Origin of the sequence: Longimonas halophila (assembly GCF_002554705.1) — a bacterium.
Taxonomy (GTDB): Bacteria; Bacteroidota; Rhodothermia; order Rhodothermales; family Salinibacteraceae; genus Longimonas; species Longimonas halophila.
In genome coordinates, this window is the sequence record NZ_PDEP01000006.1 from 146,917 (window position 1) to 168,203 (window position 21,287).

Below are 21,287 nucleotides of genomic sequence, written 5' to 3' on the forward strand. Positions count from 1 at the left end.
CGGATAGGAGAAAAGAGGTCGTAAACAGGCATGAGAAGAGAGGAGCAGTGACGGAAGCGGACAGCTCGGAGGCAAAATCTACCAGAGCACGCGGATGTCAGCAGCAGGCGACCATCCAAGCTCCCAGTGCTGCTCTGCGGCCACGCCCAGGTGCAGGGCACCGCGCTGCAGTTCCAGCCCAAGTGCGAACTCCGATGGAGCCGTTTGCATCCCGCCACGAAAGACCAGAATGGGCAGCACGTTCGCCTCAATGCCCGATCGAAAGCGAAGGGGGAAGTCCAGGTCCTTGAATAGGTCAGCGCTCAGGTCAACACGCTCCGACACGTCGTACGCCGCACCTATGCTCAATGTGCGTGGAAGCGGCGCATCGGTTGTCCAGGCAGGTTGATTGACATTTGTGGCATGCGCGCCGACATGGATAAGCGGCAGCACTTGCATAATAGCACCAAGGTGTACGCCTACCGTCTGGGCGCTTCCGAAGCGGCTGACCCCTACGTGATAGTAACGCGCCGTGGCTCCCACATGAAGCCGGCGCGTTGTGCCCAGGCGAATTGCGCGCGCTACGCCTACCGACAGATAGGTTTCGCGGTAATCTTCGAACCCAAATGTACTGCTCCCTGCGGAGAAGGTATGGCCCCATTGGGGCCAATGTATGCTGAGTGCACCGTGGCGCAGTTCAGGCAGGCCGTACATCTGCCCGCCGTAGACAGACGCGGCGCGCGAATCCAGCGCGGCCCACGAGGCCGGGTTTACGTGCACACCAGTCAATCCGATACGGGCGGTCGTTGCGTGGGCGAGTCCTGTGCTTTGTGTGGAACCCCGCATGTCGAATAGAGATTGGGTGTGCCCCCAACGGGGAAGCATGATCATCCAGGCGAGTATGATACATGCGTATGGAGCACGCATACGACGCGCCTTCAGGCATAGTAACCAATTCATAATTGAGTCGAACACGATTCGGAAGCGGATGTGAGAGCGCTGAAAGCACGCTCTGTGAAATGGGTATGCAGTATTATACTACGTATCGTTAAAAATACATGCAAGCGTCTGGCAAAAAAACTGGTCTGCAGTCGAGAGCCATGTGGGGGACTACCGTGTGGAGTAGTATCGTACAGCGTATCAACAGGCCTGGCAGAGGGGGTATTGTTTATGGGATGCTGAGCCTCGTGGCGCTGTGTGTAGTCTGGGGAAGCACCCCTATCCTGAGCATGGCCCAAGAGCTCAGTTGCCGCGTGCAGATTGACTACTCGCAAGTGTCAGGCACCGATACCTCAACGCTCGACGAACTCGAAGACCGCATTCAGACGTACCTCAACAGGCAGAACTGGACGCCCCACCGCGTGGCAGATAGCGAGCGAATTGGGTGTAGTTTTCAGATCATTGTCCAGGGAGAGCCTACGACAGGAGAGTACGAGGCCCGCCTGGTCGTATCAGCACGGCGACCTATCTACGGCACAGCGCAGTCTACATCGGTGCTGCGCCTCAACGATCCAGAATGGACGTTCAGCTACAGTCGGGGCGAAAGCCTTGTGTACAACCTGAACCGTTACGATCCACTCACGTCGGTGCTCGACTTCTATGCGTTTCTGATTCTGGGCATGGACTTCGACACCTTCGGCGAGCGTGGAGGAACCGCCTATCTGGAGCAAAGTCGCACAATCTCTGACCAGGCCCGCTCGGACCCGAGCAGCTCAGGGTGGGAATCGTTTGGTACCGATCGTAGTCGGTCCGATTTCATTGAAGCGCTGCTCAATAGTCAGCATCGTGCATTTCGAGAAATGATGTTTCGGTATCATTATGAGGTGCTTGACCAATTCATTGAGGACCCTGAGGCAGCACGTGAGCAGGCTATTGCACTGCTGCGCGAAATACAGACGTTTGCCGATCGGGCAGGACGTACGTATGTGATCGATCACTTCTTTTCCTCCAAGTACCAGGAGCTTGCCGCTCTTTTTCAGGGTAGTGCGATGCAGCAAGAAGCCCGACGTGTGCTCACCCAGGTCGACCCGTCTCACTCTTCGACCTATAACAGCACCCTGAATTAGGCACCGTCTGAAAACTCGCCTGATAAAAATCTTTCCTGGGGCGAACGGTCCCCCGTTCGCTCCCGTCAGCCGCGCCAGAGACGTCCGCGCCGGGCGGCGCTTCCAGACTCCGGCTACCGGTGTATTTCTTCCATCACTTAGCGCTGAACCGCTACCCGAAAGGGTTTTCTACGTATCCGCTTGCTTTTCAGATACTGTTTGATGCCCAGTACAAAACAAGTCGCCCCTACGGGCCACCGCAGTGCGATCACTCGTTTCTATCTGGTACTGCGAGAGACCCGCCCCTTTTGGGACTAAGTACAGAGGGGTTTTGCAAAGGGATGCCGGGGCTGATATCGCTCCGTTTGGCATCCGCTAATACGATACGTGATAGGAGCTAACTCAAGCGTCTGCAAGTCTCCTTTAATGTGAATCGATAGTTAAGGTAATTAAAATAAGCCTATACTTATTTGCACACATGCTACATATGTTTAAAAAAATTGCATAGGTAGTAACTATCCTACCATGATTTCGTCACAGACACGACAATCAAAAGCTGCAACAGCGGAGCGTCGTACGAAAATGAACATGCGTTCCGTTCTGTATAATGCGTACCGAATGCAATACGCAGCATGAGAACGAAGTCATCTACCAATAGTCCATCGAAGTTTATGTACAATACGGAAGGCGTTGATGCGATCGCAACAATCACAGAGTTGCGTTCTGAAACCTCGGAGCTGATTGAGCACGTCCGTAAGACGCAGAACGGCGTGCTTATCCAGAAAAACAACGACCCCTATGCGGTGCTCATTGACTGGGAGACATACAAGAAGATCAAAGAGAAGCTGGGGATCGACGAGTTGCGCGAGCTGGCGTAGTCGGAAGATAAAAGACACCTTGTGCGCATGGCGGCGCATGGCGACGCCATCGCTCGCCTGTAATCGGGTTCACGTCAGATAGCTGTTGCCGACAGCAACAAGTGTGATTGACGAAAATGAAAGGGCCAGTGCGTTTTAAGCACTGGCCTTCTCTGTTTAATGACCCAAGCTGGAGCATCGCGCTTCCTGCTTATTTATATGGCGGGCCGTGCAGAAATTCGCATCTCTACTTTGGACAGGATAAATGCCGCTGCGGCCTCCCCAAAGAGACTGACTTTTCTGAAGGCACAGGCTTTGCGGGAAAAAGCGATGCGGTAGTCAGCCTGCATAAGACGGATCTGTATAAGATAAGACGGACTGGTTGAGACTTGGCCAGTACGACGTAGAGATGTAGGAAGACCTTGGAGCTATGAATCAGTGCGAAAGGGGGGACTCGAACCCCCACGCCCAAGTGGGCACGAGGTCCTAAACCTCGCGCGTCTACCAATTCCGCCACTTTCGCAAGCGAGAACCCTATATCCGATTTCAAATTGGGGAGTTCCCGGCGCTCCTGACTTCACAAGCGACTAACGATCGTAGTGCGATAGAAGATTAGCGGCGCTGGGGTGGCGGAGCGTAAGTACAACGTCTGCGTTGGTGATTCGTAAGAAGTACAGAATCCGTACCAAAGCGTCTGCTCGTACACAACAAGGCGCACCCGCCATACAGGGGCGATGCTCGGGCAGACACCTGTTTGTATCATAGAGGTAGACCACAACGCTGTATGTATGCACGTTCTGTAGGGCGCTATTCGTTGTTATCCACCTATGCCATTGTAGCAATGCTGATTGCTGCGATGATGGGAGGCTGCACGCCATCGGGCGAGGTCGTGTCCGTCACGGAGCGGCCCGATTCAACCGAAGGAGGCGCAAGTGCCGAGACAGAACTCCCCACGCTTCCACTGACGGCGTTTCCGGCTGGATACGACACGGTGCGCGTACGCCCATTTGATCTGGGCAAAATGTGGAGTATTGACCGCGTGCCCACAAGCTATTTCCAGGATGAATACGACGTGGCAGCTTCGGAAGAGTGGCGTGAGCACGCGCAGTATGCCGCCGTGCGCTTCAGCGATACGTGCTCAGGGGGCTTTGTCTCCAACACGGGCCTGGTCGTCACCAACCACCACTGCGCCCGTGAGCATATCACAGCCGTTGAAGAAGAAGGCGAGTCGCTGGGGCAGCGTGGGTTTGTAGCGTCTACCCCAGGCCAAGAGCGTACTACCCCCAACCTGTTTATTGATCAGCTTGTTGAGGTGCGCGACGTGACCGATGAGATCTACGAAGGCGTGCGGCGGCTCCGTTCGTATGTGCGCACCGAGCGGGTAAACGACTTGGAGGAGCGCCTGAACGAAGAGGCAAAATCGGAAGACAGTGCGCTTCGCGTAACCGTAGAGGCGCTATACCAGGGCGCGCGATACAAGGCATACACGTACCGCCGCTACACCGATGTGCGCCTTGTGATGGCGCCTGAGCAGCAGGTTGGATTCTTTGGGGGCGACGCTGATAACTTTACGTATCCCCGTTACAACATGGATGTGGCGTTCTACCGGGCCTACGAAGACGGCGAGCCCGTAACGCCTGAGCACTATTTTGAGTGGAGTAGCACACAGGGGAGCGAGGCTGGAAGTGCAGTCTTTGCTGTGGGGACGCCCGGTTCAACCAGCCGCCTTACAACGGTAAGTCAGGTTAAGTATGAACGCGACCACGGCATTCCGAACCGGCTGGCGTTTATCGAACCGCGCATTGAGGCGATGGAGCAGTTTCTAACCAACGCGGATGCGGGCGACTGGCCTGAGCTGCGTAACACGGCGCTGTCGCTCAAAAACTCACAGAAGAGCCTCCAGGGCCAACTCAACGGCATCGATGCGTATCTGCTTGCACGCCGCACAGCCAACGAACGAGCACTGCAGGACTCGATTCGGTCGGTTGACACGTTGCGGCAGCACTACCGCGGCCTTACGCGTGACATGGAACAGATACAGAATGCAAAAAGTGGGGTCGAGCAGCGAGCTCGGGCATTTAATGGATTCGCGAACACACAGGTTGGCTCGCGGGTGCTCACGCGGGCTATGTACGGATACTACATCGACCAACTCAACAGCAGTCGCGGCGTTGGTGCGCAGCTGGATGCCGCCCGTCGCGAAGCCGACAGCATTGCCGACTGGCCCGTCCAGGTAGAGCGTACCCTCATTGCGCAGCGGCTTGCCGACGTACGGGCAGCATACGGACCGAACGATCCTACCATGCAGCGCCTGTTCGACGACAAAACACCCGAGGAATGGGCCGAAGAACTGGCCAGCGAGAGCCGCCTGCGTACCCAAGACGGCGCGCAGCGCCTGTATAGCCAAGGCTACCGCGACAGCGACGACCCTTCGGTATCGCTTGTTGAGGCGATTGCCCCGTTGTACTTTAGCGTCGTAGAGCAGCTACAGGACTTTCGTGCCTCCGAGCAGTCCATCAATGCGCGGCTGAATCAGGCTCGCCTGGCCGTGTTCGGCACCGAGCACATAGCTCCAGACGCTGCGTCTACGCTCCGCATCAGCGACGGACGGGTGCGCGGCTACACTACCGACAGCACCGAGGTGCCAGCGTATACAACGTTCGGGGGCATGTATGAGCGAGCACGCACCAAAAACGCAGCGCCCTGGGACCTCCCCGAGCGCTGGCAGGCAGCGGCATCCGACAGCACATTGCGGGCTGCTCCGCTTAACTTGGTGTCGACGGTCGACATTTCGGGGGGAAGCTCAGGCTCGCCCCTGGTCAACGCCGATCTGGAGCTGGTGGGCGTTGTCTTTGATAGCAATCAGCCTGCACTTCCCAATCGCTTTCTATACCGCACCGAGCAGGCGCGCGCCATTGCGGTAGACAGCCGCGGCATCATCGCGGCGCTCCGCCACGTGTATAACGCTGAAGCGCTGGTGCAAGAACTGGTAGACGGATATACAAATGTGGCAGCGCGCCCGTAACTGCATGCGTAGGAAACGCTACGCAATAGTGCTGTGCAACAAGGTTATCCAGATGACGGAATGTCCAGCGGCGAGGGCGTTGAGGCGCCGAAAAGACCGGCCAGGGCAGGCGTAACATCGGTGAGGGTGGTTGCTGACCGAAAGGCGGCGGCTCCGCATCCGTAGGCCACCAGCGGCACCGGGTGGTGCGTGTGCGGTTTCTGATGAGGAACTTCCAGATTGCCGTGGTCGCTGCATATGAGCAGCAGGTCGCGCGTTGCCGAAAAATTGTCCAAAACACCGCCAAGCAGCGCATCCAACCGACTCAAAATAGTGGAAATAGAGAGATGGGAGCGCCCATGACCGGCTTTGTCGGTTTCGTAGTACTCGAATAGCGTAAGCCGATAGCGCTGCATGATGCGATAGAGCGTGCGCCCTGCCGCCGCAGCAGTTTGCTGGGGGATAGCAATGTTCAGATGCTCGTTCCAGGCCGCGCCCACCAAGTCAGCAGGAAGCGCATGGCCTGCATGCACGTCGGGTGTAGAACGAAGGCGCACCCCTGCCTGCCGACTGCACAGTGTGGTGACGGTCCACCGGTTACGGCGCGCCCGTTTCTCGAAGAAAACAGGCGGATAGGCGTTGGCAAACGCACAGGCCTCCGCGTTCTGGGTAGCTGCGTGTACGCGCTGAAACAGATTGTTCGTGGCCAGTATGGGCTTCGATGAGGAGTGTGGGAAAGGACCGAAGTGTCGTCCGGCATGCTTGGCGCAGTTGACTCCGCTAAAGAGCGACGCCTGCCCAGTGCCACTCTGTGGTAAGCCATCTACTCCCAGCGTAGCATCAACGGCACGAAACACATGGCGGTCGCGGTCAACGCAAGGTGTACGGGTGGTCCACCCTGTGTGGCGGGCCAACCGGCCCCAGTGGGGGCCCAGATCGGCCATCGGATTGGTGGAGCTATCGGGGCCCAGCCCAATGCCGTCGATGAATAAAAAAAGCACATGTGCAGGCGAGGGAGGCATAAAGCGGCGGTACACAAGAAAACAGGAGAGACAGAACCCCGAAGCATTCACAGAGCCTTCGGGCAACCATTGCAGGTGAAACCGGCGGACAACATTAACAGGGCCGCTTGGGTAGGTTTGGCATCTGGTGGCATGTTGTCTTCCGTATCCGACACACACGCCGGTCATGTTCCACTGAACAGCCTTCGCACGCCTATGACCTCATGGTATCGTCGCATTTTGCCTCGCACGCTGCTGGGCGCTGATGCTGAATCGCCGTCCAACGAAGACGACACCCGTCCAACCATTGCGCTTATGCTGGGGGGCGGCGGGGCTCGTGCTGCGTATCAGGTGGGGGTGTTGAACTACATCGCCGAGGCATTTCCTGACTTTCGCTTCTCGCTACTCACGGGCGTTTCGGCTGGAGCCATCAACACGACGCACCTGGCCAATCATGTGGGCACGTTTCGGCAGGCCGCCAGCAGCTTGGTGAGCAACTGGGAGGAGCTCACCGCCGATCGGGTGTTTGACGTAAACTCTGGTTTTGCTGTGATGCGCCAACTGTTTGCTGACCGCGAACCAGTAGGACGCTCGGCTGCGGCGGCGCGGCAGCGCGGTGTGCTCGACCCCAGCCCGCTGCGAACTTTTCTATATGAAAAGATGGCTGCGCACGATAACAGCCTTCGCGGCATCAATCAGAACGTACGTACGGGCTGGCTAAAAGGCGTAGCCGTCGTTACGACCAGTTATACCACCGGCCAGACCGTAACCTGGGTGCAGGGCGGCACGTTCGATGAGTGGGAGCGGCCGGATCGTATTGGGCGCGAAGCCGAGCTTTCTGTGGAGCATGTGATGGCATCTACCGCGCTGCCGCTGGTGTTTCCGCCCGTGCGTATCGGCGATGCGTGGTACGGGGATGGCGGTGTGCGGCTCATGGCACCGCTGGCTCCGGCGGTGCACATGGGAGCGAACCGCATTATGGTGATTGCAAATCGATACAAACCCAGTCAGGAAGAGGCTGAGCGCCCTTCTGTGCAGGGGCACCCTCCGCTTGCGCAAGTGATGGGCGTGCTCGTGAATGCAGTTTTTACGGATGCGCTGGAACAAGACGCTGAAAACTTGCGACGTATCAACCGGCTGGTGCGTCAGCGTGCCGCCCACAACGGGCAGTCCACCCCCACAGCTGGTGCGGCCCGCCCCCGCGAGCGGGTGATTGACTTGCTTCAGATTCGCCCCTCTGTAAGTTTAAGCACGTTTGCCCATGAATATATCGACGAACTGCCCACAGCCATTCGTTATCTGGTTAGCAGCACCGGCGGGCACGAAATGCGCAGCAATGACTGGAGCAGCGTGCTCCTCTTTGCACGCGGATATATCGACCGGGTCCTCGAAATCGGATATCATGATGCGCGTCGCCAGCACGACCGCATCGCTACTTTCCTTCATGAGGAGCGTGTTGAGGCAGGTGGTGCAAACACGGCATAGCATAGAGAGCAGTACAATATAGGGACGTGGTCGAAGGCGTAGCGATAGAGAAAACGCACCGTGATTGGAAATTGGGAGCGCCTCCGGCGCGGATGCCCGAAATAGAAGGTCTAAGAACGGGCAACGTTACGAAATGCATCAATTGGGGGCCTTCCTATCCAGCCTGTTACGTCCAGCCTGCTCCATTCCTTCCAGAGCGCTGTACAGCAGGATGTAGAAGCATTTGTTCGTTGCACCATCCTCCGACTTGTCCATGCTCAGCCGTGTCTGGAGTAGCACCACCATTGGCGTTGATGCGTTACCTATCGAAGTGGAGACACATATCGACTCGGGGTTGCCCAAGTACACCGTAGTGGGGCTGCCGCATGGGGCCGTGCGTGAGAGCCGGGACCGCATTCTTTCGGCGTTAAAGAACAGCAGTTTGCCGGTGCCCCGTGGACGTATTACAATTAACCTGGCCCCGGCTGATGTGCCCAAAGAGGGCGCAGCATTCGACTTGCCACTTGCCGTGGGCCTGCTGGCGGCCTACACCGATCGGATCGATACAATGCGCCTCCATAGCACGTGGGTGATGGGAGAGCTTGCCCTGGATGGTAGTGTGCGACCGGTACGTGGGGTGCTGCCTATGGCGATTAAGGCCTGGGCGCAGGGATGTGATTATGTAATCGTGCCGAAAGAAAATGCTCGTGAAGCGGCCGTGGTCGATGGACTTTCCGCAGTCCCGGTCGAAACGGTTGAGGATGCCATGCGCTTTCTGGTTGAGGGGCCAGACGGAATGACATTGTGCCACAATGCACTTTCTGAAGCCTCAGCAAACGGCACCCCGCAAAGCATCGACTTTGCTGATGTGCGCGGGCAAGACAATGTAAAGCGTGCGCTTGAAGTCGCCGCGGCTGGCGGACACAATGTACTTATGGTTGGGCCACCTGGGTCGGGAAAGACAATGCTTGCCCGGCGCATGCCTGGCATATTGCCGCCGTTGTCGACGTCAGAGGCACTTGAGACAACGAAAATCTATTCGGTGCACGGTACGCTCGACGCCTCCAAAGGCCTGGTGACACAGCGTCCCTTCCGCTCTCCACATCATACCATTTCGGATGCCGGGCTCTGCGGCGGCGGAGCCAACCCGACACCTGGTGAAATTTCTCTGGCTCACAACGGGGTCCTGTTCTTGGACGAGCTTCCCGAGTTTCAGCGGCGCGTGCTGGAGGTCATGCGCCAGCCCATTGAAGAAGGACGTATCACAATTAGCCGGGCACGCACCACGGTTACATATCCGGCCCGGTTTATGCTCGTAGCCAGTATGAACCCATGCCCTTGTGGCTACCTCAACGATCCGAAACGAGAGTGTGTATGCCGTCCGGCTCAGATTCAACGCTACTTGGGAAAGATTAGCGGTCCGCTTATGGATCGCATTGATCTCCACATAGAGGTAGCACCTGTCGATTTTGACGAGTTACAGTCAGATTCGAGAGGGGCAGAACGTTCAAAAGACATCCGGGGGCGCGTCATGAGCGCTCGAGACACGCAATCGGGGCGATTTTCGGGACGAGAGGGTTTGCATGCCAATGCCCAGATGGGCGCACGCGCTGTTCAGGAGCACTGCGGACTTGACTCTGAGGGCACGGCTCTACTCAAAATGGCGATTGATCGCCTGGGGTTGAGTGCGAGAGCCTACACGCGCGTTCTGAAAGTTGCACGGACGATTGCCGACCTCGACCAGGCAGCGTCAATCCGCTCTGCTCACATATCAGAAGCGATCCAGTATCGCACGCTGGATCGAGACTGGTGGAACGGTTAATCCGGGCTTGTGTGAGTCACAGGTGAACTTAAGAACACTGAAGCGCCTCAGGGCTACGATGGATCAGAAGAGGCCACATGGTCGAATGGGGGGCACGATGCGCAGACAATCGCCAGTTCGAGATAATGAACCGTGCCTCCAACTGTGAAGCTACAGACTGTCTGGCATAGAGAGTAGATCTGACAGAGTGTGGGCCGCCACCTCTGCAGGCTTGCTTGCTGGAAAGTCAAGAGACAAACGACACGAATTGATAGCGCAGAAGAGATCGAAGAAGTACCGAGAGCATTCGATCTGTGTAACAAATCGTACGAAAGCGAGTTAGGGGTGACATAGGGTCCAAACCGGACAGACCGGATGCTTCAGTAAGGAACCGTACATGTCCGAGAGGTACATGCATATCCCTTGCATCCAGCGAAGGCTTTCGTTCGCAAGACCTTTTGCATACCAATCTAAAAATGGTTAACGTGTAGGAGAGACGTTATAGACACGTTAGTTCTTAGAAGCGAGTTTGTGAGAGAAGCAGACGAAAGAGCTTCTGAGAACCGTTTGCTTCTTCAAAACATAGCCGTGCAGCGCAGCGGGAAAACGTTCTTGTTTGGAAAATTCTCATTATCCCTCTGGTTTTGTTTGTCACTTAGCACGCTGACACGTACCATGGGTATGCAGTATACACCTGCACTCCTGACTGAGCGATGAGCACAGCCACAGCACTCGATTCTTGAAACTATCACGGCGTTGGGTACATGCCTAAAGCATCACACAATATTGCACTCGCCACCATTGCCGTCGCACTTTCTGTGCTGTTCCTCATGCCTGCCTCAGCAGCAGGGCAAGGGTTCGGGGAGCCGTTTCAGGGGGAAGGCGCTCCGGGAAGCCAGACTGAGGAGGAGAGTACGCCTTTTGTCCACGGCCTGACCATTGGCGTGGGAATGAGTACGTATCAAGGCGATCTGAGTCGGAATCCGGATAACAACGTACTGAAGTACTTCAGTTCAGCGACTCCATCTGTTTTGGTGAGAGCCGACCGTCGTTTTGGTCAGTTCCAGCAGTTTGGCCTGAACGCAGAGTTGCAGTACCACCGGATTTCAGGTAAGACAACCTCAGGTGGAAGTCAGCCGCTTGAGGTTAGTAACAACCTGGTTGGTCTTGACTTCACGGCTGATTATGATCTTCCTTATATTCGGCAAGGGCTCTTCCGGGTATTCCTTGGTGGTGGGCCACTGTTTGTTATATCGCCGTCGTACTCCTCAAATTTTCCTGAACCTGAGGAAGATGAAAGGTTTGATCCTTTGGGAAGTCGAGTAGTTGGTTCTGTGGTGGCTGGTGTATCAATGTTCGATACGTTCCGTATCGGTGTGCGTGTCTCAACCTCTGATTTCCTGGATGGTCATGTCGGTATTGATGGAGCAAAAGGAGTAGACTACATGGGATTCTTTGGGGTCACACACCGCTTTGACTTTCGGTAGATCGACAATGCCCCGCTTACCTGCCTGATGGGGGTATATTCTACAGTATGCCTTACGACGTTGTACGCCCCCCTAAAGTGTAGAGAGCAAGCATTGGTAGCAATAACACCAACAAGATCAGTTGGACGCGCGTGTAAACACGCACGCTCAGACCGCTTTTTGACCTTCGTTATCCAAGATGATCATGCAAATTAAGCGCTTACTTACTGCAGCTCTGCTGGTGGCAGTTTTTGCCGGTGCACCTACCGAGGTGCTTTCGCAGCGCCTCTTTCTTTCCGGTGGTGCGCTCCTTTCCCAGGACACTGATATTTCAAACCTGGGAGGCACTAACCCTGCTATCTCTGGTGGCCTTATGCTGGATTTGAACAGCGTTGCACGTCTGCGGGCCGGAATGACGTATCAGGATCTGACCTCGGCAGAAGGCGGCGTTGAATTTCATATCTTGGGCCTTGAGAGCGACGTAAGTCCATATCTTTATGCTGGATATGGGAATTACGTCTTCGGAGATGAAACTGAGCGTGGAGTCTTCCCGCTTGCTGTAGGGCTTGACTATGGTGTGAATCAGAATGTGCGGATTAAGGCTGAATTGGCGGGGCGTTGGTCGTGGACAGAGGAGGTAAATGGGGGGCAGGTTCAACCTGACCTGGTGTCCAGCTTCATGCCGCTGATCGGCGTCACATACCGCCTGCAGCGTATTGAACGTGAGATTCCGGGCGAGGGCGTGATGGACGATGAAGATGACCTTGGCGTCGCCTCACAGGAAGAGGGAAACCCGTTCGGAAGCTTGGACGCGACAGGGGCCTCTCAAGAATTTGAAATCGATTACACAAAAAGCGAGCTGAAAAGTGGTGAGCCTGAGACCGTGCAACAAGGGGAGACACTCTTTTCCGACCCAGGTGCACGTCCGTACAGCAGCCCGGTGACGCGCGAAAATATCACGGAGTTCGAAGATCATAGCGACATGATGCGTCTCCCCAGCGGGTCCTTCCTGATGGGATATACCGGTGAGGATCCGCTTGGACGACAGCCTGCCGGGCGGAAGCGCATCTCGGTTTCTGGATTCTATATTGACCGGAATCTCGTTACTAACGAAGACTATCGTACTTTCCTTCAGGACCTTTCGCCGGGTGAGCGGGAACAGTATGCTCCAGACTCTACGGCATGGGAGGGGTCTGCTGCGCGAACGACCAACTGGTCGGCGTACTTCCGTGGCTCCACATACAGTGACTATCCCGTCGTTGCCGTCGATTGGGAGAAGGCCAATGCCTACTGTGAGTGGCGAGGACACCGCCTCCCCTCAGAAGCAGAATGGGAATATGCGGGTCGAGCCGGCCACATCGGAGAGATTTACCCGTGGCCTGGCACCCGTGCTCGCACGTCGGACGGTCAGTACCTTGCCAACTATGCTCCTGAAGGACAAGCACAGGAGTATGTGTTTACGTCGCCTGTAGGGTCCTACCCACCCAACCGCTGGGGCATTTACGACATGTCAGGAAACGTATATGAGTGGGTTCAAGACACCTACACGCCGACGTATGCCGGACACTCACGTCTTGATCCGGTCATCAACGACCCCTCCAGTTCCGACCGCGTTGTGCGTGGTGGGTCGTGGAACTCCCCAGTGTTCTTCATTAGCGTAGGCGTGCGCACCCCGAAAGAAGAAAGCGACTCTGACACCGAAACCGGATTTCGCTGCGCCGGCGATATTGGCCAAGTCGAAGGTGATCGTGCAGAAGAAGAGCGGGCCGAGCCGGCTCCAGCACCTGAAACAGGTACTGGAGAGGGACAGCCGCCTGCTCAGGAAGGAGACCCAGCTCCAGATCAGCAGCCTGAGTTTCCCGAGCCCGATGAGCAGCAGGAGCCTGAGTTTCCCGAGCCACAAAATGAGGAGCCGCCTCAGCCCCCTATGAAGTAGCGTATAGTGTCACGTCAAGTCAGTCGGCCTTTACCGAAAGTTAGGTTTACTGGCAAGGGGCGTTCCACTGCTGCATCTGCCTATATTGTCTGTCTTAAACTACTACTGAAATAACCCATGGCGAGCCGAAAAAATAAAAATACCGGCGCATCAGCCGCTCAACTGCTGGGCATTTGTGCAGGAGTGCTGTGCATCGTCGTGATGCTTGGCGCCTCTGCTGCAACGGATGCCCCGTGGGAGCATGGTCTGGTCGAGAGTTCACAAGAGAACGAAGCTCTGTCGCATAGCGATGTGGTGCCAGCTCCCCCCGGAGATTATGGGGACATGGTCCAGCTTCCCGATGAGACCTATATCATTGGTCTGACCGATGAGGATCCATATGGTGCTCAATCCGCTGGCCGACGTGAAATCACCGTTTCAGCGTTCTATATCGATCGCTTTGAGGTGACGAATGAAGAGTACCGAGAGTTTGTATCCGAGCAAGGAGAGCAATATGCCCCGCGCGTAGAGGCATGGGGAAGTGGGGAGTCGGCAGAAAGCCAGATGGAAAACTACTTCTACAGCTCGTCTCGGGGCAACTATCCTGTGGTTGGCATTACGTGGGATGATGCGAAAGCATTTTGTGAGTGGAATGGACGACGCCTTCCTACCGAAGCGGAATGGGAGTATGCAGCTCGCTCTGGTCGTACAGGGGCAATCTACCCTTGGCGTGGAATATCTACCAGTGATGCACGGGGGCGCTATCTCGCAAACTTTGCACCGAGCGAAGGGCGCGCCCGCACTGGATATGCGTTCACGGCCCCTGTTGGGTCCTACCCCCCCAGCCGATGGGGAATTCATGACATAGCTGGAAACGTAGCAGAATGGGTCGAGGATGCTTATACGCCGACCTATGATGACTTCCCTGTGACAACAGAAACGCCCGTTGTCCGAGGAGACTCCAGCAATACCCGTCGCGTAGTGCGTGGTGGGTCGTGGGCCTCGTCTGGATTTGAGATTGGCGTTGGAGTGCGTGACTATGCTCAGAAAGATGAGGCAAGTACACAGATAGGAATCCGGTGTGCTGCCGACCCAATCCAGGTTGAAAGCAGTGGAAATGTTGGCCCTGATGCAATGGATGTAGTCCCTCCTGCCGAGAGTGAGAATCCACCTTCTCCTGAAGGCGAGGAAGAAACCGGCGAAGAAGGTCAACCAACGCCTCCCGATGAGGAGCCGATGTTCCCTGACCCTTCTGAAGAAGGTGGGTCGGAAGAACCTGAGGAAGGCTCAGAGAATGAGCCGCCGCAGCAGTAGCAGAACCCTTTAAGTAGATCGTAGCTGCTCTAAGCGGCATCCTGTTTGCGGTGTTGTAAGTAGAGAATAACAAGCAGCGCGGTATACCGTAGCCTCTCCAGGTAACCAGGAGAGCAATGCTTTTACGAGTATCAACCTTGTACCAACAACTTTAGTCTCATGGCTTCCAGCAATCGCAAAGAGTACATTCTCTCGTTCACTACAAAAGTGCTCGGGTTCTTCATTGGGGTCTTCGGGGCGGCAGCAATCCTTGGTGTGTTCTTCAAGATCTGGGATAACCCAGTGGCTGCCGAGTATTCCGAGCCGTTTATGATCATTGGCTTCCTTGGAGAGGCTGGAGCATTTATTATCATGGGGATCCTGGAGTTAGTCCAGGCCTTCTTTATGGATGCCCCAGATGAAGCTGATGGTGAACCCGCTGCAAGTGGAGGGGGTGCAGCTGTCGTGCAGTCTGCACAAGGTCCGGCTCCGAGTGCCTCTGCGCGAAAGATGATGGAAAAAAAGGTCAACGACGACCTCAACGTCATGATGAGCGCACTTGGAAAAGAGATTAAGCAGTTTGGGGGTGAGATTCACGACATGGCAGGTGAAATGAAACGTGCCCGTGTTGCCGTGAAGGACATGCGCACAAAGCTTTCTGAAGTAGCAAGTGGAGAACTCGCCGAAGATGCGGGCCGCTTGGGCGAAGGAATGCGTACCCTCGGAAATGAAATGGAAGGGGCTGGGTCAACGGTTGAAGAGATGCGGAGCGATCTGGACGAGATGCTCTCTCGCTTCCGTACCTTCAATAATCCAGGAGCAGGAAACGGAGCTTCTTAAAAATAAGCTCTCCTGTATGAAGGCTGTTTCACTTCGGTTTTGATTGATAGCAGGTGTGATCGTATATTCATGCCTCTCTTCTCTGACTACGCACGAATTAAGCTGTGTGCAAGTCAGAATCAAAACCGCATTGTGACTGATATACCGCAGATGGTGCGGAATCCAATTCGGGTCTTCTGAAAGACGATCCTGTGCGTCACACACCATCGTTCAGCCTCTTAAAACTTGTGTCTGTACAAGTTCGGCTTTTGAAAGTATGGGACCCTTGATTTCTGAACATCAAGGAAGCCGCTGCTGAACGTTCTGAATAACCGTCTATACTTGTCGAGACGACCGCTCTATGAAAGACTCAACAATCAGGATTAAGACACTCAGGTACCAGATTATGCTGGCCCTGTATCTTCCTGTCCTGCTTTATGCATTCAGTACCTTTGATGTCGAAGAAGACACAGCCTACATTCGCGACGTTGAGCCAATCGTCGTGGGGCAAGAAAACGTAGTTTTGGGTCAGCCTTATGAGGCAACAGCCTACCTCGCGGCCTCTGGAGATACCGAAATTGGGGTCCAGACAAGCGATGACAGACTCCAGATTGATGGTGAGCGCCTTAGCATGCAAACTGGAAGTTTGCTCCCCGAAGGAGAAGATGAGCAGGTCGTCGAATACACAGCAGAGCTTACGTTTGAGCAAGTCAACGGAGAGACCGCTTCGCGTCCTGTCACAGGCCAGTTCACAGTGCGGCGTCCAGAAGTCATTGCGCAAAGCGTAGCAACTGACGCCCTGTATCGTCAAACGCTGAACGAAATTCGGATTGATGTGCCCGGCCTTGAGGAGCAGCCGCTGCGGCTGGTTTCAGGTGGCCAGAGTCAAGAAGGGCGGACGCTCTCACTGAGCCCGTCGGGTGAGGAAGTGTCGGTCGAAGCGTATCTCATCCAGGAGGGGAGCGACGACGTCTTCTTAGGCACACGCACCTTTAATGTCATTCAGCCTCCGCTTCCGAGCATTCGCGTATTGAATGCAGGAGGTGATGAGCTGCAAGCGAGCGACCGCGTCTCACTCGCACGCCCGAACGTTCGCTTCGACTTTGAGCCCGATCCAGAGTTCGCATCGCGCTATGCGCAAGATGCTCGCTATAGCATTGGGCAGGTCCGTGTGAGCTACCGCCGTGGACTCGGCGCAAGTCAAGAGTTGGGTACCTTTGACCTGGGAAGCAATAACCAGCTGAATCTTGCTGGACAGCTCACAGGACTCCAGCCGGATGACACAATCTTTCTTGAGCTCGAAAACGTAGCACGTGTAAACCACGCAGGCCAACGCATTCCGATTGACAATGACTTGGGAAGCGCAAGCCAAACGTTCTCCTTTTCACTCGGTGGATAACGTGTACTGGGTCGGCTTTGGCTTCCTACTTCAGAGAGAAAGCCAGCAAAAAGTGGAAAGAGAAGCGGTTAGCCTCTTCTTCTGTTCCGACCCACTGGCACTATACAAGCCGAAGAGCTACCCCTCAAGGTTTCTATCGTGAGGATCGAAGTTTGGCACAACTGTGTCTGTATCATGCTCGCAATGTGCCTACAGCTTCGTACCGCTTGAGCCCGGCTCGTGATAGCTCTAACTTGGAAAAGATCGGGCAGTGTGTGATGGTGGGCACTGCCTGATTATAATGGTGGACAGAATACGTTGTTATGAAACCGCAGGGGAACGAACGGGCACCTTGCAATGCTTGGTTTGGTTCTTGCGAGAGGTAACTATGCATTCAGGAGGCGCGTTTCTACGAGCTCCTGTGCTTTTGTTTACTACACCTTCGACAATACATACACTCGGTTATGCACAGATCATACGTACATCAGTCGATCGCTGTGTTTGCGATTGCCCTGCTCAGCTTGGCTGGAATGCAGTCGGTGAATGCGCAAGCAGTCTGGCAGCAAAATATTGAGATTCGAGTTCCTGTCGAGCGTGGAAGCGCCATCAGTGCGTTCCGAGACGCTCTCATCGAGGAGGTTCGAGAGCAATCAGAGAGCGAAGATGCTCAAGAGCTTGCCATCAAGCGGCGCAGCCGCGATCAGGAGACGCAAGATCTGAGCTCGATCGAGTCTGAACTGATCAGTGAAGGATGGGGCGGTCTCAGTATCGCCAACACGCTGTATATCAGCTATACGTTTGCTGAAGGCCGTAACGGATTCCGTGAACAGATTACTTCGGTCAACTTCTTGCGTCAGCAGGATGGCGAAGGTCCTGACGTGCCTGTCTTCTACATGGACACGGAGAACTCGCAGTTCTTCAGCAATTTCATTCGTCGTGAAGGCGTTCAGGGTGGTCTGGGAGGAAACATTGCCCACCAGCAGCCCTTCCGCGACATTCTGCTCTTTGGCCGCTTGATGCGCCAGCAAGATCAATCCATCGTGACGGCGGTAAACGGGCAGGCGGTTAATGCGGACGAGGTTACTCTTCGTACAAAGCAGGTTGTTGATCGGATCATTGAAATCTCCCTCGCTTCTCGTTAACACTTGAATGCTGAAGCGGAGAGACGCTGTAACAAGCGACACAACGGCTCTCTCAACAAAAACGACAGCAAAGAAAAGGGTTACCCTCACTTTGAGGGTAGCCCTTTTTACATTCGGAAGGGTCTGATGCCGAATCCGGTTGCAACATTGCGGTGAGGGCGTACGCAGTTGTGATGCACACCCGTCATCTCGTCGCGGGGCTGGCCCGTTCAAGGGCACTACAAGCATGATCCTTCGGGGCCCTTCCACCCCGATACCGACGGCTGCCGGTAGAAGAAGTATTCCTGGGGCCCAAGTTAAGAAATCAGGTGGCGGTTCAATGCTAAGTGATGGGAGGAATGGGCCTATAGCCGGAGACGTCTGTGCTTGCTGATCCAGTCTTCGTCTGTCCTGGTTTAGCAGTGTGTGCTTGGTGGTGATGGAGCACTCACCGTCGCTCGGTAGCCATAAGCACGCGCAGGTTTAGCGCCTGAGCTGCGGAGGCAACCGTTGCAAATTGACGAATTGTGGCCCCCTCGTCGGCGCGTAACACAACAGTTGTTGTTTCAGTCCGGCGTGCATCGCGAATCTGCTGGGTGAGTTGGCCCTCGGACGCAGGTGTGCCGTCAACAAAGTAGCTCCCGTCTTCTGTAACCGACACGGTGATGTATTGCTGTTCAACAGGGGCAGAGGCGTCTACTTGCGGAAGGGTTACCTCAATGCCAAGTTGCGGGACAAAGCTCGATGTGAGCAGAAAGAACACAAGCAGTAAGAGGACGACATCCGTCATTCCCGCCAAACTAATTGACGAGACAGGAGCACGCGAGGGCTCAAAATCAAAACTCATAGTGTACAGGATCTGGAAAGATAGAAGAGCGCAGCTCGAACGCCACAATAACCAGGTGCCTACGACACCGGCTCTTGCAGCAGATCGATGAAGTCGGTAGCCGAGCGCTCCATATCGTTCGTGAGACGTTTAATGCGGTCAAGCAGGTAGTTGTATGCCAACGAAGCAATAATGCCGACCAGTAGGCCTGCTGCCGTTGTAATGAGGGCTTCCCAGATGCCTCCGGCCAGCACACTTGGGTTTACGTTGCCCTGCAGACTCTGAATGTCCTGGAAGGCGCGAATCATGCCGAGCACCGTTCCGAAAAAACCCAGCATGGGGGCTACACTTGCAATACTTGCCAGCATGTTGGTCCGCTTCTCAAGTAAGAATGTCTCATGTTTACCCGCTGCACGGACTGCATCTTGGATTTCCGAAATAGGCCGCCCGAGACGTTCAAGCCCATAATGCAAGATGCGAGTAATGGGAACGTCTTTGCGCTGACAGTACGCAAGAGCTCCATCAATGTCGTTCGCGCGGATGTAGTCGCGCACTTGATCGGTAATTGCGTCAGGGTTGCTGGCAGCTTGCCGAATTGTGAGCAAGCGCTCTACGAACAGATACACAGCAACAAATGAAAGCAGCAGGATAGGAATCATCACCCAGCCGCCCTGAATTAAGAGGTCGAGCACCGACAGCGCGCCCTCGTCGGCTGCAGCAGTAGTCAGTGAATCCTCAGCAGCGTCTTGAGAAAGGGCGGCTTGAAGGCGGAGGTACATAAGCGAGGAAATACGTGGGTACAAAAGAATACAAACGGAGCACAGGTCTGACTTCGTACAGCGAAAAATTCGTGCTACAGACGAAGCGGCCAAGCATCGCCAGGAACCAATTCGCTGTATTCTTGCTGAAGGCGACGAGCGGCATCCTGCGATGAGAACTGCCCTACAATGACACGGTATCGCGTTGTTCCATCGCCGCCCTCACTGGGCAGTATGTCAACTGGAACGCCAGCTGATTGCAGGGCAGTTGCAAATTGTGCGCGGATTGCTTCAGCTTCTTGCTCACTTGTGCGCGATGCCACAACCAGCGTCCACCCGCCCTCTTCAGGAGCAATGGGCGCTGTAGAAGGAGTATCGTTCGTTGTGGGAGCTTCTGCAGTGCTCGGCGTGTCGGTGTCGGCAGAGGGATCGCCTGCAGAATTGTCTGCGGATTCCTCAGCTGTCGGTTCGTCCGTAGCGTCTGTTGCTGACTCATCAGGGGCGGAGGGATCAGATGCTTCGCTGGACGGGTCTGAGGCCAAAGAAGGATCGGAATCTGACGGCGTGACTTCAGGAACATCTGCATCGCCAGAGAACGAGGTGCGCACGTTTTCGATAACTGAACGCGGACTGGGAACGGTGCCCTGTGCGCCAAGAACAATCCAGCCTCCTATCAGGGCAGCCAGCACAACGAATACTCCGATTGTTGTACGGAGTCCAGATCGTTTCGTAGCCTGGTTATGCGCAGCATCCTGAGGAGGGACATCGGGAGACGGAACGGCCTCGCCATCTTCTTGTGAGCGATCTTCTGAGTCTGTGGGCACGTCCTCTGCATGCGACGATGTGAATGAGGAGGCAGGTGGCGCGGAGGCCGACGCGGCGTCTTCATCTGTCTCGGGATCGGGGTCATTCACATCCCCAAAAGCAACACTCGACAAGTCCCATTCGCGATCTCGACTCCAAAAGTCGTCGTCCACATCGTCGTCTACGTCACCGTCAGGGTCGGTTTCTGCTGTGGTTTCTGCTGTATCAGGGGAAGTCGGTGCGTTCGCCTCTGAGGGCCACAGCGAGCCTGTGTCAGACGATGTTGATGATGCTGGGTCCGATGCAGGCAGTTCTTCGGTCGCGTCGTCGTCATCGGAAGAAAACGAAGAGGAGGCTGCATCTTCTGCCTTTTGCTCGGTTGCTGATGAGTCAGACGTCGGCATGGCAGACGCCCGATCGGCAGCAGACTCTTTGGAAGACGAGGGGGCCGGTGGGACCTCGGCAAGCGATGTTGACGTATCTGGGGCACGCTTTGGGGTGGGTACAGGCTCGTCTTCCAAGCCAGCGAAGTCCTCGTTCACCGCATCGACGAGATCATCGTCGGGGGCAAACTGAAGCGTGCCGTTGGCATCGGTCGTGAATGTACCCAGGGTAGGAATGCGGGCCCTTGAGCCTTGTCCAGCCCGCTGTCGGACTTGCTTGAGCAGGGCGTTGAGCATGGGTGCAACGTCCGACTCATCCAGCCCCAGGCGGTCAGCCAGTTGAGATAAAAGGCGATCAGACATAATGCGGCGA

General features: G+C 55.5%; 16 protein-coding genes and 1 tRNA gene. 11 read left to right on the plus strand and 6 right to left on the minus strand.

Translation table 11 applies throughout. The features are described from left to right. Nucleotides 1–78: 78 nt before the first annotated feature. Nucleotides 79–825 carry a hypothetical protein gene (locus CRI93_RS07875; protein WP_141491620.1) on the minus strand — a complete coding sequence of 249 codons (747 nt, stop codon included), beginning with the start codon at nucleotides 823–825 and terminating at the stop codon, nucleotides 79–81. Between the two features lie 329 nt (nucleotides 826–1,154). Here CRI93_RS07875 and porD point away from each other — a divergent pair, with 329 nt between their 5' ends. Continuing rightward, nucleotides 1,155–2,045, plus strand: a complete 891-nt coding sequence (porD, locus tag CRI93_RS07880; RefSeq protein ID WP_483869237.1) for a type IX secretion system protein PorD — start codon at nucleotides 1,155–1,157, stop codon at nucleotides 2,043–2,045. Nucleotides 2,046–2,695: 650 nt separating this feature from the next. Then, entirely contained in the window at nucleotides 2,696–2,902 is a 207-nt protein-coding gene (locus CRI93_RS07885) for a type II toxin-antitoxin system Phd/YefM family antitoxin (protein WP_098062079.1), read from the plus strand. Nucleotides 2,903–3,320: 418 nt separating this feature from the next. Here CRI93_RS07885 and CRI93_RS07890 read toward each other — a convergent pair. Continuing rightward, a tRNA-Leu gene (locus tag CRI93_RS07890) sits at nucleotides 3,321–3,404 on the minus strand. Nucleotides 3,405–3,665: 261 nt separating this feature from the next. On the opposite strand from CRI93_RS07890, the gene CRI93_RS07895 reads away from it, so the two are divergent. Next, complete coding sequence (locus tag CRI93_RS07895; RefSeq protein WP_098062080.1) at nucleotides 3,666–5,906, plus strand: S46 family peptidase; 2,241 nt, start codon at nucleotides 3,666–3,668, stop codon at nucleotides 5,904–5,906. A gap of 44 nt (nucleotides 5,907–5,950) precedes the next feature. Here CRI93_RS07895 and CRI93_RS07900 read toward each other — a convergent pair whose 3' ends face one another. Continuing rightward, the gene (locus tag CRI93_RS07900; protein WP_176521776.1) at nucleotides 5,951–6,907 is read right to left on the minus strand and encodes an alkaline phosphatase family protein; all 957 of its coding nucleotides are present in this window, start codon (nucleotides 6,905–6,907) and stop codon (nucleotides 5,951–5,953) included. A 195-nt stretch (nucleotides 6,908–7,102) separates the two neighbouring features. Between CRI93_RS07900 and CRI93_RS07905 the strand changes: the two genes are divergently transcribed. The 8 genes from CRI93_RS07905 to CRI93_RS07940 all read left to right on the plus strand — a co-directional run bounded on the left by CRI93_RS07905 (nucleotide 7,103) and on the right by CRI93_RS07940 (nucleotide 18,164). Then, entirely contained in the window at nucleotides 7,103–8,371 is a 1,269-nt protein-coding gene (locus CRI93_RS07905) for a patatin-like phospholipase family protein (protein WP_098062082.1), read from the plus strand. A 253-nt stretch (nucleotides 8,372–8,624) separates the two neighbouring features. Beyond that, nucleotides 8,625–10,172 (plus strand): YifB family Mg chelatase-like AAA ATPase, encoded by a 1,548-nt coding sequence (locus CRI93_RS07910; protein ID WP_098062083.1) that lies wholly within the window; start codon nucleotides 8,625–8,627, stop codon nucleotides 10,170–10,172. A gap of 743 nt (nucleotides 10,173–10,915) precedes the next feature. Continuing rightward, nucleotides 10,916–11,638 (plus strand): hypothetical protein, encoded by a 723-nt coding sequence (locus CRI93_RS07915; RefSeq protein ID WP_098062084.1) that lies wholly within the window; start codon nucleotides 10,916–10,918, stop codon nucleotides 11,636–11,638. 178 nt (nucleotides 11,639–11,816) lie between these two features. Continuing rightward, nucleotides 11,817–13,553, plus strand: coding sequence for a formylglycine-generating enzyme family protein (locus CRI93_RS07920; RefSeq protein ID WP_098062085.1), 1,737 nt, complete (start codon nucleotides 11,817–11,819; stop codon nucleotides 13,551–13,553). 117 nt (nucleotides 13,554–13,670) lie between these two features. Next, complete coding sequence (locus CRI93_RS07925; protein ID WP_098062086.1) at nucleotides 13,671–14,846, plus strand: formylglycine-generating enzyme family protein; 1,176 nt, start codon at nucleotides 13,671–13,673, stop codon at nucleotides 14,844–14,846. A gap of 159 nt (nucleotides 14,847–15,005) precedes the next feature. After that, the gene (locus CRI93_RS07930) at nucleotides 15,006–15,665 is read left to right on the plus strand and encodes a hypothetical protein (protein ID WP_098062087.1); all 660 of its coding nucleotides are present in this window, start codon (nucleotides 15,006–15,008) and stop codon (nucleotides 15,663–15,665) included. A 340-nt stretch (nucleotides 15,666–16,005) separates the two neighbouring features. Continuing rightward, nucleotides 16,006–17,043: a GldM family protein gene (locus CRI93_RS07935; RefSeq protein WP_141491621.1), complete on the plus strand. Its 1,038-nt coding sequence runs from the start codon at nucleotides 16,006–16,008 to the stop codon at nucleotides 17,041–17,043. A gap of 476 nt (nucleotides 17,044–17,519) precedes the next feature. Then, nucleotides 17,520–18,164 carry a hypothetical protein gene (locus CRI93_RS07940; protein ID WP_141491622.1) on the plus strand — a complete coding sequence of 215 codons (645 nt, stop codon included), beginning with the start codon at nucleotides 17,520–17,522 and terminating at the stop codon, nucleotides 18,162–18,164. Nucleotides 18,165–18,591: 427 nt separating this feature from the next. Here the strand turns inward: CRI93_RS07940 and CRI93_RS07945 are convergent, their stop codons facing one another. The 3 genes from CRI93_RS07945 to CRI93_RS07955 all read right to left on the minus strand — a co-directional run bounded on the left by CRI93_RS07945 (nucleotide 18,592) and on the right by CRI93_RS07955 (nucleotide 21,277). Continuing rightward, nucleotides 18,592–18,990: an ExbD/TolR family protein gene (locus tag CRI93_RS07945; protein ID WP_098062090.1), complete on the minus strand. Its 399-nt coding sequence runs from the start codon at nucleotides 18,988–18,990 to the stop codon at nucleotides 18,592–18,594. Between the two features lie 59 nt (nucleotides 18,991–19,049). Then, nucleotides 19,050–19,748 (minus strand): MotA/TolQ/ExbB proton channel family protein, encoded by a 699-nt coding sequence (locus tag CRI93_RS07950; protein ID WP_098062091.1) that lies wholly within the window; start codon nucleotides 19,746–19,748, stop codon nucleotides 19,050–19,052. 74 nt (nucleotides 19,749–19,822) lie between these two features. After that, nucleotides 19,823–21,277, minus strand: a complete 1,455-nt coding sequence (locus CRI93_RS07955) for an SPOR domain-containing protein (RefSeq protein ID WP_176521777.1) — start codon at nucleotides 21,275–21,277, stop codon at nucleotides 19,823–19,825. Nucleotides 21,278–21,287 lie beyond the last annotated feature (10 nt).

Excerpts from the sequence above, each read along its gene's own strand:
- CRI93_RS07920 (WP_098062085.1), top strand. The coding sequence starts at position 11,817 with ATGATCATGCAAATTAAGCGCTTACTTACTGCAGCTCTGCTGGTGGCA.
- CRI93_RS07875 (WP_141491620.1), bottom strand. The coding sequence starts at position 825 with ATGCGGGGTTCCACACAAAGCACAGGACTCGCCCACGCAACGACCGCC.
- CRI93_RS07915 (WP_098062084.1), top strand. The coding sequence starts at position 10,916 with ATGCCTAAAGCATCACACAATATTGCACTCGCCACCATTGCCGTCGCA.
- CRI93_RS07935 (WP_141491621.1), top strand. The coding sequence starts at position 16,006 with ATGAAAGACTCAACAATCAGGATTAAGACACTCAGGTACCAGATTATG.
- CRI93_RS07930 (WP_098062087.1), top strand. The coding sequence starts at position 15,006 with ATGGCTTCCAGCAATCGCAAAGAGTACATTCTCTCGTTCACTACAAAA.
- CRI93_RS07910 (WP_098062083.1), top strand. The coding sequence starts at position 8,625 with ATGCTCAGCCGTGTCTGGAGTAGCACCACCATTGGCGTTGATGCGTTA.
- porD (WP_483869237.1), top strand. The coding sequence starts at position 1,155 with ATGCTGAGCCTCGTGGCGCTGTGTGTAGTCTGGGGAAGCACCCCTATC.
- CRI93_RS07900 (WP_176521776.1), bottom strand. The coding sequence starts at position 6,907 with ATGCCTCCCTCGCCTGCACATGTGCTTTTTTTATTCATCGACGGCATT.
- CRI93_RS07905 (WP_098062082.1), top strand. The coding sequence starts at position 7,103 with ATGACCTCATGGTATCGTCGCATTTTGCCTCGCACGCTGCTGGGCGCT.
- CRI93_RS07885 (WP_098062079.1), top strand. The coding sequence starts at position 2,696 with ATGTACAATACGGAAGGCGTTGATGCGATCGCAACAATCACAGAGTTG.
- CRI93_RS07945 (WP_098062090.1), bottom strand. The coding sequence starts at position 18,990 with ATGAGTTTTGATTTTGAGCCCTCGCGTGCTCCTGTCTCGTCAATTAGT.
- CRI93_RS07950 (WP_098062091.1), bottom strand. The coding sequence starts at position 19,748 with ATGTACCTCCGCCTTCAAGCCGCCCTTTCTCAAGACGCTGCTGAGGAT.
- CRI93_RS07925 (WP_098062086.1), top strand. The coding sequence starts at position 13,671 with ATGGCGAGCCGAAAAAATAAAAATACCGGCGCATCAGCCGCTCAACTG.
- CRI93_RS07955 (WP_176521777.1), bottom strand. The coding sequence starts at position 21,277 with ATGTCTGATCGCCTTTTATCTCAACTGGCTGACCGCCTGGGGCTGGAT.
- CRI93_RS07895 (WP_098062080.1), top strand. The coding sequence starts at position 3,666 with ATGTATGCACGTTCTGTAGGGCGCTATTCGTTGTTATCCACCTATGCC.